14 protein-coding genes and 1 pseudogene are annotated in these 14,245 nt (G+C 37.9%); 5 read left to right on the top strand and 10 right to left on the bottom strand.

Annotated features, from left to right (window positions below):
- Positions 1 to 66: 66 nt before the first annotated feature.
- The 10 genes and pseudogenes from NXG62_RS12250 to NXG62_RS12205 all read right to left on the bottom strand — a co-directional run bounded on the left by NXG62_RS12250 (position 67) and on the right by NXG62_RS12205 (position 10,770).
- Positions 67 to 1,035, bottom strand: coding sequence for an alpha-ketoacid dehydrogenase subunit beta (locus NXG62_RS12250; RefSeq protein ID WP_427112707.1), 969 nt, complete (start codon positions 1,033 to 1,035; stop codon positions 67 to 69).
- Complete coding sequence (locus NXG62_RS12245) at positions 1,032 to 2,018, bottom strand: thiamine pyrophosphate-dependent dehydrogenase E1 component subunit alpha (RefSeq protein ID WP_427112706.1); 987 nt, start codon at positions 2,016 to 2,018, stop codon at positions 1,032 to 1,034. The genes NXG62_RS12250 and NXG62_RS12245 overlap by 4 nt, the downstream gene beginning before the upstream one ends.
- Before the next feature lie 13 nt (positions 2,019 to 2,031).
- A complete protein-coding gene (gene lpdA, locus NXG62_RS12240) occupies positions 2,032 to 3,759 on the bottom strand; it encodes a dihydrolipoyl dehydrogenase (RefSeq protein ID WP_427112705.1) in 1,728 nt (575 codons plus the stop codon).
- Between the two features lie 28 nt (positions 3,760 to 3,787).
- Positions 3,788 to 5,107, bottom strand: coding sequence for a dihydrolipoamide acetyltransferase family protein (locus NXG62_RS12235; RefSeq protein WP_427112704.1), 1,320 nt, complete (start codon positions 5,105 to 5,107; stop codon positions 3,788 to 3,790).
- A gap of 36 nt (positions 5,108 to 5,143) precedes the next feature.
- Entirely contained in the window at positions 5,144 to 6,451 is a 1,308-nt protein-coding gene (locus NXG62_RS12230; RefSeq protein ID WP_427112703.1) for an MFS transporter, read from the bottom strand.
- A gap of 353 nt (positions 6,452 to 6,804) precedes the next feature.
- Entirely contained in the window at positions 6,805 to 7,494 is a 690-nt protein-coding gene (locus NXG62_RS12225; RefSeq protein WP_427112702.1) for a response regulator, read from the bottom strand.
- A gap of 3 nt (positions 7,495 to 7,497) precedes the next feature.
- Positions 7,498 to 9,081 (bottom strand): ATP-binding protein, encoded by a 1,584-nt coding sequence (locus tag NXG62_RS12220; RefSeq protein ID WP_427112701.1) that lies wholly within the window; start codon positions 9,079 to 9,081, stop codon positions 7,498 to 7,500.
- A 99-nt stretch (positions 9,082 to 9,180) separates the two neighbouring features.
- Positions 9,181 to 9,756 (bottom strand): annotated as a pseudogene (locus NXG62_RS12215) (IS3 family transposase); the annotation flags it as partial.
- A gap of 336 nt (positions 9,757 to 10,092) precedes the next feature.
- Positions 10,093 to 10,599 carry an IS256 family transposase gene (locus tag NXG62_RS12210; protein WP_427112700.1) on the bottom strand — a complete coding sequence of 169 codons (507 nt, stop codon included), beginning with the start codon at positions 10,597 to 10,599 and terminating at the stop codon, positions 10,093 to 10,095.
- Positions 10,600 to 10,638: 39 nt separating this feature from the next.
- Positions 10,639 to 10,770: a transposase gene (locus tag NXG62_RS12205; RefSeq protein WP_427114284.1), complete on the bottom strand. Its 132-nt coding sequence runs from the start codon at positions 10,768 to 10,770 to the stop codon at positions 10,639 to 10,641.
- Positions 10,771 to 10,900: 130 nt separating this feature from the next.
- Here NXG62_RS12205 and NXG62_RS12200 point away from each other — a divergent pair, with 130 nt between their 5' ends.
- The 5 genes from NXG62_RS12200 to panD all read left to right on the top strand — a co-directional run bounded on the left by NXG62_RS12200 (position 10,901) and on the right by panD (position 14,045).
- Positions 10,901 to 11,089 carry an excisionase family DNA-binding protein gene (locus NXG62_RS12200; protein WP_427112699.1) on the top strand — a complete coding sequence of 63 codons (189 nt, stop codon included), beginning with the start codon at positions 10,901 to 10,903 and terminating at the stop codon, positions 11,087 to 11,089.
- Between the two features lie 120 nt (positions 11,090 to 11,209).
- The gene (locus tag NXG62_RS12195) at positions 11,210 to 11,434 is read left to right on the top strand and encodes a helix-turn-helix domain-containing protein (RefSeq protein WP_427112698.1); all 225 of its coding nucleotides are present in this window, start codon (positions 11,210 to 11,212) and stop codon (positions 11,432 to 11,434) included.
- Between the two features lie 358 nt (positions 11,435 to 11,792).
- Positions 11,793 to 12,728 carry a bile acid:sodium symporter family protein gene (locus NXG62_RS12190; protein ID WP_427112697.1) on the top strand — a complete coding sequence of 312 codons (936 nt, stop codon included), beginning with the start codon at positions 11,793 to 11,795 and terminating at the stop codon, positions 12,726 to 12,728.
- A gap of 79 nt (positions 12,729 to 12,807) precedes the next feature.
- The gene (gene panC / locus NXG62_RS12185; RefSeq protein ID WP_427112696.1) at positions 12,808 to 13,665 is read left to right on the top strand and encodes a pantoate--beta-alanine ligase; all 858 of its coding nucleotides are present in this window, start codon (positions 12,808 to 12,810) and stop codon (positions 13,663 to 13,665) included.
- Positions 13,662 to 14,045 carry an aspartate 1-decarboxylase gene (gene panD, locus NXG62_RS12180; RefSeq protein WP_427112695.1) on the top strand — a complete coding sequence of 128 codons (384 nt, stop codon included), beginning with the start codon at positions 13,662 to 13,664 and terminating at the stop codon, positions 14,043 to 14,045. The genes panC and panD overlap by 4 nt, the downstream gene beginning before the upstream one ends.
- Positions 14,046 to 14,245: the final 200 nt, after the last annotated feature.

Genomic DNA, 14,245 nt, shown 5'->3' with positions numbered 1-14,245 from the left:
TAATGCAGGATTTGCAAGAAGTCCAATAGACCGCATAATATAATGCCCCTCGCTTATTGATAGTAATTAGACTATTTTCCTAATATTATTAATAATGTCCTGAGCATTCGGAATATAAAGTTTTTCTAATACAGGAGCAAAAGGTACTGGTGTATTTAATGCTCCGATTCTCATGACAGGTGCATCAAGCATATCAAATAATTCTTCATTAATAAAAGATGAGATGCTTTCACTGTACGCCCCACGCCTATTTTCTTCTGTAATAATTACAACTTTATTTGTTTTATTCACCGACTTGGAAATTAATTCTTTATCTAATGGAAATAACGTCCGTGGATCCAAGACTTCTACATCAACACTTTCATTTTTCATTGTATCTGCTGCTTTTAACGCTTCATGAACCATTTTTCCCGTAGCTATAACAGTAACATCTTTTCCTTCTCTTTTAATGTCCCCTTTACCCAAAGGAATTGGTTCAAAGCTAGAAACATTACCTTTTGAGGTATAAAGCATCTTATGGTCCATATATACAACAGGATTATCATCATCAATAGCTGATAACATCAACCCTAATGCATCTTGAGGGGTAGAGGGAAATACTATTTTTAAACCAGGTACATGAGTAAGCCATGCCTCTGTTGATTGTGCATGTTGTGCTGCAGCACTTGCTCCCGCTCCACAGGCCATACGTACTACCATTGGTAAGGAAATTTTTCCACCAAACATAAACCTCATTTTTGCTGCTTGGTTTGCCAATTGATCCATCGCCACCGTTACAAAATCACAATACATAATTTCAGCAATGGGACGTAATCCAGTAGTCGCAGCACCAATAGCACTCCCTACAATAGCCGTTTCAGAAATAGGGGTATCCAAAATCCGTTCACTTCCAAATTCATCAATCATCCCTTTAGTTACCCCAAAAACCCCGCCAAATTCACCAACATCTTCGCCAAACATAATTATATTAGAGTTTTCTCTCATGCGAATGCTCATACCTTCTTTTATCGCTTCTTTATATGTCATTACACTCATCTTATGCGCACCTCCTCAATAATATCTGAATAAACATCCTGCACACCGCTTTCCGGAGTTGGAAATGCACTTTCTTCCGCAAATTTAACAGCTTCGTCTAATTCATGTTGAACCTGATTATCAAATGTTTCGATTTCTTTTTTTGTAAATATCTTATTGCTTTCAAGATAATCTATATATCGAGGCAATGGATCCTTTTTAAGCCACGCAGCCTGATCCTTAGGATTTTTATATTTTGCTGGGTCACCTGCAAAATGTCCTAACCAACGCCACGTTTTACATTCTATCAAAGTTGGTCCATGACCTTGACGACTTCTCTTCACTGCTTCATTAGCAACTTCATAAACTGCCATGATATCATTACCATCAACAACAATCCCAGGAATTCCATATGCCGCTCCTCGATCAGCAATATCTTTAATATTCTGATGATAACTTTGTGGAGTAGAAATTGCAAATTGATTATTTTCACAAACAAAAAGAATCGGAAGTTTCCAAATTGATGCCAAATTCAAAGCTTCATGAAATGTTCCTTCATTGCTAGCTCCATCTCCAAAGAAGCATGCGCAAACTTTTTTATTCTTAAGATATTTAGCAGATAAACCTGCTCCAAGAGAAATCGGCAATCCACCACCAACGATACCATTAGCACCTAAAATACCTTTATCAGGATCACAAATATGCATAGAACCCCCTTTACCATGACAGTATCCAGTTTCTTTGCCATATATTTCCGCCATCATATATTTCATATCTGCCCCTTTGGCAATAATATGGCCATGACCACGATGGGTACTGGTGATATAATCATCATCATTCATAGCACCGCAAATACCACCTGCGACTGCTTCTTCTCCTAAATATAAATGAAAATGTCCTGGTACCTTTCCTTGTTCAAACAAGTATTTTGCACGCTGTTCAAATTCACGAATTCTGCGTATCCGTAAATACATTTTTTTCAATATTTCTTTTGATACATTCATTATAATTCCTCCTCTATTTCTTCGAAGGCCAACTAAGTGGAATTCCAAAGACATCCAATGCAGCTTCGCCAATAGCTTCACCAACAGTTGGATGAGCAAAAATCGTCGACGTTAATTCATCTGTCGTAGCTTCCAAACGGATAGCTATCGCAGCCGTAGCGATAATATCACTAGCCCGCGGGCCATACATATGGAATCCGAGAATTTGGCCGTATTTAGCGTCAGCCAAAATCTTTATAATACCTACACCTTCTGATTCGATCAGGGACTTGCCATTACCGACCATCTGGAATTTACCAACCTTATAGTCAATTCCTTTTTCTTTAAGCGTTTCTTCTTGAGCCCCTACGCTGGCACATTCCGGTTCGATAAATATGCACGAAGGAACTGTTTCTGGATGATAAGAATGTTTCCCTGTCATGATGTATTCAACAACTGCAACACCTTGTGCTGATGCGACATGAGCAAGCATCAGTTTGCCGTTGCAATCGCCGATAGCCGAAATGCTCGGGATATTCGTCTGGAAGTTGTCATCTGTGACCACTTTGCCACGATTTAATTCAACACCTGTTTCTTCCAAACCGATACCTTTTATACTGGCACGGCGGCCGACGCACATGAGAACTTTTTCACCGGTCACAGATTTTATTTCACCATTATGTTTCATGAATACCTTGCAGCCATTGCCGTCTTGTTCAATAGACTGTACAGGAGCATCTGTCCAGATTTCGATGCCACGAGCTTCAAGATCTTTTTTGAGAATTGCCGTGATTTCTGCATCAATAGGCGGTAAAATTTTTGGCAATGCTTCGATAATTGTACATTTCATCCCCATGGATGTATATAAAGAAGCAAATTCGATACCGATGACGCCACCGCCGATGATAACCATGGACTTCGGCAAGGGATCAAGTAATAAAGCACCCGTGCTGTCGATGATACCCGGTAAATCTTTTCCCGGGATAGGAATCATAACTGGTTCGGAACCAACTGCCAGAATAATATTATCTGCCGTCAGCTGTTGGTCATTTACTTCTACCGTATGGGCATCAACAATTTTGCCTTCACCCATCATTATTGTAATACCATTGCTCTTGAGCAATCCTTTAACACCATTAACGAGGGTCTTGACAATACCACCTTTATATTGCTGGACTTTTGTCCAGTCAACGTCAATACCGGACACCTTGATACCAAGAACAGTAGTTTTGTTCTTCATCAATTCCACTGCTGAGGCAACATGGATAAGTGCTTTTGTCGGAATACATCCAACATTTAGGCATGTACCACCGAGATATTTTTTTTCAATGATTGTAACCTTAGCACCCATCTGTGCAGCTTTAATAGCTGTGATATAACCGCCAGGGCCAGCACCGATTACGATGATGCTCTTTTGTCGGTCTGCAATAGGTATATTTACCTTAACAAGCGGAGTTGATGTGGCAATCGGAGCTGCAGGGACCGCTACATTAACCCCAAAGGAAGAAATACTATTAATTTTTTCGCCAGTGGTGCAGATATAACCCATGACAGATTTAACCGGACCTTCTTCACCTTCCTGCATAACGATCTGCAACACGCCATCCGCATGTGCTTCAACAATATTACTGATTTTATCTGTTTCTACTTCGACAATTTCGTCGCCTTTCTTAACTTCATCGCCATTACTCTTCAACCATTGGGACACAGTTCCTGTAGTCATGGTAAGACCTAACTGTGGCATGATAATTTCAGTAGCCATTTATATAAATTTCCTCCTATATCAATTTTCACAACAGTAGTACCGGATTTTCCAAATATTCACGGAGACGTGATGTGATTAATCCCGCCAACGCCCCATCTACTACCCGGTGATCATACCCCAGGATGACATTCATCATCGGCGCGATACCGATTTTACCATCTATTACCACCGCTTTATCTACCGTGCGGCATATCCCGAGAATCGTGGCTTCCGGCGGATTGACGATCGGTGTAAAATGATCGCAGCCGTACATGCCCAGATTACTGATGGTACAGGTGCCGCCTGTCAGATTATCCGGTGACAGTTTATTGTCACGGGCGGCCCGTGCCAGTTCGCCAACAGCCCGATGAATATCCATCAGCCCTTTATGATTGGCATTCTTGATGACCGGCACGATGAGACCTTTTTCGACCGCAACAGCAACTCCCATATGAATCCCTTCGTTATGGACCAGATACCCGTCTACCAGACTGTCGTTGGCTGCCGCATATTCTTCCAGAACTTTGCACATGGATTTGATGATCAGATCGGTAAAGGAGAATTTCTTGTCCATAGCAATGAAGGTGCTGCGCAGTTCGGTGGCCTTTGTCATGTTGATTTCAACGGTATGATGGACATGCGGCGTATTTCTCCAGCAGTCACCCAAACGCTGGGCAATAACTTTGCGCATCCCTTTCAACAGGACACCGTTTTTCGGAACTGCTGTCGCTGTAGGTACGGGTGCTACCGGTACGGGTGCTGCCGGTACAATTCCAGCCGCTTTAAGCACATCTGCCTTCATTATACGTCCGTCGCCCTCTACGGTTTTGGCATCTATCCCGAGATCCACAGCCACTTTGGCGGCAGTCGGAGAGATTCGTACTTTTTCTTCTGCTTCAAAAGCTTCCACATCTCGTCCTACAACGCGGCCATTAGGTCCCGTACTAGTCACAAATGCCAGGTCGACGCCGGCCTCCTTGGCTAATTTACGGGCATACGGAGTCGCCAATACTCGGCCGCCGACAATCGTATTCTGTACCGGGGTGGAGGATGCAACCGAAACCGGTACAGCAACAGCAACTGCCGCTGATTCCACCGGACCACCTTCATCTCCCAGTACCGTTTCACCGTCTTGCCCGATATACCCCATAACAGCCTTAACCGGTCCGGCATCGCCTTCCTTCATGACAATGGAAAGCAGAATGCCGTCTTCATTTGCTTCTACTATATTGCTTATTTTATCTGTTTCAACTTCTACAACTTCATCGCCCTTTTTTATCGGGTCGCCTACTTTTTTAAGCCATTGCGAGATAGTTCCTTCTGTCATCGTTAGGCCTAATTGTGGCATCTTAAGTGCTGTCGCCATTAATCATTACCTCCTTTTTACCAACACAAACATTATTTATTCTTTATTTTGTGTTTTATCAGGCGTCACGGGTTTCATTGTAGCCATCAATATACCTGCTAGACCCAAACAACCAGCTAAAATGTAAAAACCAATATCTGTTGATCCTGTGTTTGCTTTAACAACACCAAGTAAATATGGTCCAATATAACCACCCAAATTACCCGTAGAATTAATCAACGCTACAGCACCAGCAGCAGCTGCTCCACTTAGGAAAGAAGTTGGTGTAGCCCACCAAACGCCCAATGCAGAATAACAGCCAATACCAGCAATACAAACAAATATTAAACTAATAGTCGGATCATGAACCAGAGGTGCAACACCTAAACCAATGGCACCAAGGAATAATGTCCATGTAATATGCCACTTTTTTTCTCCTGTTTTCGAAGAATGCCCGCCAACTATTAATTGAGCAATTAACGCTAACATTAAAGGAATTGCAAAAGCAAAACCAACAACCATTGGAGACCATCCTGACAAATTCTTGATAACTTGAGGCATCCAAAAATTAAATCCCCAGAAACCCGTCATCCATAAAACATAAATCACTACAAAACGCAATACCTTGGAATCGGTAAGTGCTTGCATAACTGTGTATTTTTGGGCTTCATTTTTCTTTTCTTCTTCTTTTGCTAACAATTCAATCATGTACGCTTTTTCATCATCAGTAAGCCATTGTGATTTTTCCGGACGATCTTTTACCCAAAACATAAACACAAAAGCGAAAATAATAGCTGGCAAAGCTTCGATAATAAATAAAGTCTGCCAACCATGTAATCCAAAAAAGCTTAATTCAAGCAACCATCCAGCAAATGGAGCACCAATAATTGCAGATACCAACAGAGATGTCAACATCATTGAAATTGCTTTAGCACGTTCTTCCGGAAGGAACCAACGACGAAATAAAATAGCGTAGCAAGTTGGATATAAGCTAGCTTCACACATCCCTAACAAAAATCTAAATAGATAAAATTGAAATTCTGAATTCATGAATGCCATTAAGCCACAAACTGCGCCCCATGTAATCATGATACGGGCAATCCATTTACATGCATCAAATTTTTCAGCTAATAATGTGCCTGGAATTTCAAAAATAAAATACGATAGGAAGAATATGCCAGCGCCTGCTCCAAAAACTTCAGGCCCTAACCATGGTAAATCTTTCGTCATCGTCATCCCTGCATAAGCAACATTGACCCGGTCAACATACGCAATAACTGATACTAAAAAGACTGGTAAGATAACATGCATTTGCCGTTTCCTAAATAGTACAGCGGTATCAACATTATATTTATTGCTTTCCATAATCGCATCTCCTTTATTTAAGTCATCCGATTTAAAGCAGTATAAAAATCATATGCTATAGCTTTTATCATCTAACTATAATACCGGTATTGCCTCACTTGTTAAATACCCTCTCATTAGATTCTGCGTCCAGATTCTAATATCTTTGAAATCAATTCAACATAAAACCAACTCCTTTAACTAAGACATTAGTTTTGTTACTTGTAATTATAATGTCAAAGGAAAGGAGTTGGAATCATTCGAAATATAGTTTTAAATAAGAAATTATTTTCAACATTAATAATTTGAAAATTAATTACATCTTTTCATTACAAACAAATGAAACTTAAGTAAGTTTACATAATTCGCATAAGTTATATATCATTTTTCCCTACATACTGGTACATTTGCGTGGGGCGTCCTTTGTGTCTATATGTTAAGGTGCTTTTAATATCTCCCATATTTTCCAAATATATAAGATATTTTCTTAATGATACACGAGAAATTCCTATGATTTCAGCTAATTCTTGCGTACTACAAGGACGAATCTGTTGAGCAAGTCTGTCTTTTACTATGCATAGCGTATGCGCTTCAACACTTTTAGGCAAAGAATCATCTGACGTTGATTCTTTTGAGAAAAATTCCTTGTCTAAAACAGTTTGCTCTAATGATTTATTATTTCGTAAAATATTGTAGCGTGAACGATAAGAATTTAAAGCAACTGACATTCTTTCATAAGTAAAAGGCTTAATTATATAGTCAACTACACCTCGCGATAAGGCCGCGCGAACAGAATCCACCGATTGAGCGGCCGTAACCATAATGACATCAATATCAGGTGACTTAAGTTTTAACTCTCTTAAAAAAGTCAGCCCATCCATTTGAGGCATAAAAACATCTAATAAAATTAAATCCACTTTTCGTGAATTTTCAGATAAGAAGTTCAATGCTTCAGTTCCACTATGAACAATACCAGCCAAAGAAAAACCTGGAACTTTCAGCAAGTATAACTTATTGATATTAGCAACCATCGGATCATCTTCAATAATCAAAACTTTTATCATATATTATTCCTCCCTAATCGGTAATAAACTTACCGTAAAAATAGTTCCCTTTGGTTTATTTACATCAATACGTACATGGCCTGCATATGCTTCTACCGTCTTTTTAATTAGATATAAGCCAAATCCCCTATTTTCTCCTTTTGTAGAATATCCTTTCATAAAAATTTTCTCTGTTTCCTCTTGTGCTATTCCACTTCCAGTATCGCTTACACGTACATACCATTCTCCCTCGTCTTCATCTAAAAACAGCTCAACATTTTTAGTATCGCTAAATTGAACAGCTTCAATCGCATTATCAATTAGATTACCCAAAACAGTAATTAAATCATTTCTAAAATTTACATTCACTATTTTTGAAATCTGATTATCAATATGAATAATCAGATTAACTCCCATTTCTCTACTAAAACTCAACTTACTTTGCAAAAATGAAGAAAGAATAGAATCACTCATGTGTTTATCTATCCATTTTAATTCATTTTCACCAACAAGAGTGATTCGTTGCACGTATGTCGATAATTCATCATAATGATGATTGATAATCAGCCCACTAATAACATGTATCTGATTTCTAAATTCATGAGCTTGCACTCTTAATGCCTCAACATATTTTTTGACACCCGTCAATTCTTCAGATAATCGACGAATATCTTCCAATTCTCTGAAAGATCCAACAGACCCAACAATTCTCCCATCAATTACCAGCGGCAATACACTGGTAATAACGAATAAATTACCAAGTTTAAGTTCCCGATCGACATCCGGTTTCCCTGTTTGTAAAACATTGGTCATAAAAGTATTTGGAATGATTGTCTGAATAAATTTACTTTCTAAAATTTCTCCCGGTTTTTGAATACCCGCTTTTATGTATATTTTTTGAGCCGCTTCATTAACAAATAAAATGCTTCCATTCTCATCCGTAACCATAATACCCTCTCGAATAGATTGGATAATGGCTGTTCGTTCTACCATCATCCACGCTAATTTACGTGGTTCCATTCCTAACAAAGATCCTTTTATACTTTGACTCAATGTAATCGCTGCCATTAACCCAAATGCAAATATAACAATGAGTACCCAAACAAGGCGAAGATTCCGCAGTGTTATTACTCTTCCTATTTTGTCTTCAGTGACTTCAACTATAACAGCCCCAATCCTTTCACCATGCTTATAAATTGGATAAAAAGATTTTACACCATCACCAGGATATCCAGTTCTAATAAACTCATTATCTAATTCAGATAATATAACTCGCTCCTCATTAGTTGTCTCTTCTATTAATGTTGAAATAGAATTATCTGTTATTACTCTTCCTTCTTTATCAATTACATTTATAGAATCGGTGTTTTTACCTTGTTGCACCTGTCGTATACACCTCTGAATATTATCATAATTATATGGATTATTAATATTATTGACTATATCAGGCGATACTGCTAGAATTGCCGCAGTCGTAGACGCACGTTCACCTATTTTTTCTTGCATCCACTGGTTATCATTAGTAAAAAAAATTTCATAGATTACCAAAGTCAACACAGTGAAAAAGATCACACTAATAAATGAAATTATTTTGGTCTGTAGCTTCATATCAGTATCCTCAAAATTTTTATTTGGATTGTCGACAGTAAACTAAACAACGTTTTTAAGGGTATTCATTCGATACTCGCCTAGTGTTAAATACCCGAGTCAGGAGTAAATTCTGTGAATGTTAAACCAATTTACATTATCAGCAAGCTGAAAGTTTCAATGCATCCAAATTTGCAAAAGTTTGATTTTTTACAAATTTTGTTTTAATAATTTTAAAAGTTAGGGTTATTTTTGATTCACAACATTTGCAATTTTATTTTCATTGCAGCTAGCCTTTTGTAAATGAAATTGAGCAGTTATATACGTTGATACAAGCCCTTCCGGCTTCATAATAATAAAAATTTGCTTCTATAAATTTTAGGACTCTACCCATTGCTGATACAGAGTATTTGTGAGCATTTACCTTAATCACATTTATTTTCATCCTAAGCTCAGCGTTGCTTGTTTTAAAATACCATTCCACATTTTAAGTTGCTGGTTTGGCTTGCGAAGATCAATAAGCTACTGTTGTTCTGAAGTACAGTTATCCTTCTCTTTGAAGAATTCTGAATGATCTGCCTGAGAAATCCATTTATCCGATAGAGAGTTGGCAATATCGTATTCGCACACAATATCACATTTACGTTTGCCACTGCGATGTAAATCAACAAGTTGCGATTTAAATTCTGGCGTATAGGCCCGTCATTATATGTCCTTAAAAAATCTGTCTAGTTTATTGCAGCCGATTCCTATTATCTTTAAATAAAGTATAACATATTTAAGTAATTAACGTCACTATTATGTAATTTTTGTAATATCATTAATGATAAATTGTTATTATAAAAAATATTTCTATCGATGAAAACACAATGGGGCCGTAACAAAATGAGAATTTTTTCTTCATTTAAAGAGAGTGCACACATTTTTGTGTAAAGTCCAAATATTAGGATGAAATTAATTTAAGTTTTACAAAGAAATTATGACGCAATCACCAAAATAAATCATGAGGTTATCCAGTATTATTCCCCAGTTTCAAATTGGCATTGTCCATTTAACGACGATGTTCATCGTCGTTAAATATAGCAATTTCATTAAAGCATTATCCGAAACAAAAGCACTTTTTGTCTTAGTTACTTTCGGTAATTGACAGTTGAAACTTTCAATCGCATTGGTTGTATAAATTAATTTACGTATTTCTGGCGAATATTTGAACATGGTAGATAGTTCATTCCAATTAGCCCTCCAAGATTTTACACCTAACGGATATTTCGAGTTCCATTTAGCCTCAAATTCATCTAAAGCAAATAAGACAGCCTCTTCTGTTGGTGCTTTATAAATTGGTTTTAGATCAGCAGTAAATTGCGTAACGTCTTTATAAGATACGTAACGCGTCGAAGCACGAATTTGATGAATTACACAACGCTGTACTTCTGTTTGAGAAAACGCAACCTTGATGGCTTGTACAAATCCAGATAAACCGTCTACCGATACGATAAGAATATCTTGACAATATAGAAGGCCAATATTTAGAGGATTCACTCGCATCTAACCGAATATCTAAAACATCTTTTTGTCCATCTAAATTCGTACCCATGGCAACATATGCGTTTTTTTTTTGGTAACAATGCCGTTTTCACGAAAAGTGTAATGAATGGCATCTAAAATAACCATTGCATAGATCGTTTGCAAGGAACGTTCTTGCCATACGATGCCTTACTACTTTCATACTCTCATATCTGTATCTCATACAAAATTTCCCTCTTTTACGAATCGTTTTGATACTTGTGTTGAGAAATACTAACATACTTGTAATAACAAAGAGAAGGGAGGTCCAACGACCATGAAAGCACTAGCAATCACTAAAACTGTTCTCCATGTTTCCGATGTAGCATGTTTGATGAATTGCAGTTCCGGCAAAGTATGCAATCTAATCAGATCTGGAAATCTTAATGCCTACAAAGTTGGAAAAGCACGGCTGATCATGGTAGACGCCTTGGATGATTATCTGCACGTTGAGAGTCACCGATAAGTCATTATATTGATTTTTCCGACATATGTACCATTTTGAAAGCATTCATATGTAATCTATAACCCTTAATATTTTACTAACATAATAATAACCATAAATCATAGGAAGAGGTGCATCATCATGTTTAACGATTTTGAAGATTTATTAACTGTAGAAGAATTTGCTGACATGTTATCCATTGGAAAAAACGCGGCTTATAAATTAGTGGCGTCAGGTAAAGTGCTTTCGGCAGAACCGAATTCAGAAAATACCGAAGGAGTGTGCTATACAATACATTCGAGAACAAAGTCATTTGATATAAAACGTAAAATTAAATATCATAGCATTACAAAAAGAGGAATTTAAATACATAGAGTCTTGGTTAATACCCAGGCTCTAAATCTATGAAAAATTTAAATAACTTCGACCCAATCTACCTGTTTTTCATAACGATTATCCTATATCTATATTTGTTCAGTGTCATTTTAACCTTGAAAAATTATTACTATTATGGTATTATGCTTTCATGGCAAAAGATAATATCACCCTTGTGTGAGTTATACTTTTTAGCATCGTAACTATCATATTATGTTTTTTTATCTGCTTGGATTCATATTATGAACCGAGACGGAAAGGGTAAAATCATTAGAGGGATACGTATGTCCTTTCGGTCTGTCCGGGAGGACTTTTTCTTTTGCCCAAATTCTATTTGGGAGGTTTTACATTGAAAAAAATTTGTTCATTTATTGTAAAAGATATGGTTTTTTTTATCCTGCTTGTATCTTTTGCCGCTGCTTGGCAGCCACTATGGTTTACTTGGATTGGGTCTAAAATCCCCTGGCTTTTGGGTATCGTCATGTTGGGGATGGGAATGACATTGAAAGTAGAAAATTTTTGTGCTATTTGGCAGCATCCCCGTAATGTTTGTATTGGTTTCATAGCACAGTTTATTATTATGCCCACTGTAGCTTTTGGATTGGTGAAACTCTTTCAATTACCCGCCGAATTAGCTGTCGGTGTTATTCTTGTTGGTACAAGTCCAGGCGCAACCGCTTCAAACGTTATCACTTATTTGGCTAAAGGAGATGTTGCCTTATCTGTATCTATTTCTCTGGTTACTACGTTACTTGCTCCTTTAGTAACGCCAATGTTAACTTGGTTTTTAGCAGGTACATGGATTGATATATCTCTTACTGCCATGATAGCATCTATTGCGAAAATTGTATTAGTACCGGTTATATTCGGATTACTTATTCATTATTTCTTAAACGATTTTACACAAAAATGTATACCTTATTTACCAGCTATTTCCGTAATAACCATTATTCTGATTGTTGGAGGCGTGGTTTCTTTAAGTGCTGCCGTTCTCTGGCAAGTAGGCATAGTTATTGCCGCCGTGGTTATCTGTCATAATCTATTAGGCCTAGCTTTGGGATATGGTGCTGCTACCCTATTTCACATGGCACCTCCACAGGAAGCCACCATTGCCATCGAAACCGGCATGCGAAATTCCGGGCTGGCAGTATCCTTAGCAATGTTGTATTTTACTCCGGTAGCTGCCATACCTGGCGTCATCTTCAGCATATGGCACAACATGTCCGGATCACTTATTGCTACATATTTTGCACGACGGAATCAGATAAAAACTTCAACTATGTAAACAGTTATATCATACTAATATTAGGTGCCCTGATGTATACAAGCAGATAAATCTATCAGAAAAAGAGGATTATATCATTATGGAAATTTTACGCACTCTTGAACAGATACAAACATTTAGTAAAAAATCAAAAGAATCAGGTAAAATCATTGGTCTTGTCCCAACTATGGGAGCATTGCACGAAGGACATTTATCACTTGTAGAATATGCCCGCAGACAGTGTGATGTAGTCATTGTATCAATCTTTGTGAATCCCGTTCAATTCGGTCCTAATGAAGACTATACTATGTATCCTCGCTGCTTTGCGCAAGATTGCGAAAAGCTACAACTTGCCGGAGTCGACGCAGTATTCCATCCTACTGCACAGGAAATGTATCCAAACGGTTATTGTACCTATGTAATGGTAGACGGAGAAATAACACATACCTTATGCGGAACACAACGTCCCGGCCATTTCCGCGGAGTAGCTACCGTAGTCACGAAATTGATACATTTAGCACAAGCCGATAAAGCTTTCTTTGGTCAAAAAGATGCACAGCAAGTAGTTGTTGTACGTACATTTACAAAAGATCTCAACATTCCCTGCTCCATTATCACGGTGCCAATTGTACGGGAGACATCCGGATTAGCACGAAGCTCACGGAATCGATACTTGTCACCTGTAGAAAGAAAAGCAGCCTGCATTTTATCACAAAGCCTCCGTCAAGCCAAAGATGCATATATCCGCGGTAATCATAACGCTGATTCGTTGAAACAGCTTGTTACACAACATTTGCAAAAAGAACCACTAGCTTTGATTGATTATGTTTCTTTATATACTTATCCAGGACTGGAACCTATACAAATAATTTCCGAGCCATGTCTTTTAGCAATCGCTGTACGTATCGGAACTGTCCGTCTTATTGATAACGTTATACTCGGAGGTGATCCGTTATGATGTATTGTATGCTGAAGTCTAAAATCCATTGCGCTTCCGTCACGGAAGCGGATCTGCACTATATGGGTAGTATTACGATAGATGCCAACCTTATGGAAAAGGCTCATATCTTCTCTAACGAACGTGTCCAGATCACAAATAATAACAATGGGGCACGTCTGGAAACATATGTCATTCCCGCTCCAGCAGGAAGTGGCGTGATCTGTCTAAATGGGGCCGCCGCACGCTGCGTACAACCGGGGGATAGTATTATTATTATGGCGTATGCATTGATGACAGAAAAGGAAGCCTGTTCATATCATCCTACTGTAGTAATGGTCGATCAAAATAACCAGATCAAGGAAATTCGGATGTTGGAACATCCGCAACAATTAGACTAAGAAACTGAAATAAGGAAATAAACGCTATATATCAAGCGTGTTATTATATGCCTTCAGGTGGCATCATAATAGCTACCTGAAGATGTTTTTTATATCATAAACTATACGTATCACGATGTCACATCTGTCACCAAAAATAACACCCCCTACCAAATAAATTCAATATGGCAACTATAATACATTATAATATTTTTAAAAGG

The sequence above is a fragment of the Megasphaera sueciensis genome (assembly GCF_050219315.1).
In the GTDB taxonomy this organism is placed as follows: domain Bacteria; phylum Bacillota; class Negativicutes; order Veillonellales; family Megasphaeraceae; genus Megasphaera_A; species Megasphaera_A sueciensis.
This window is presented reverse-complemented; position numbering and strand designations above follow the sequence as displayed.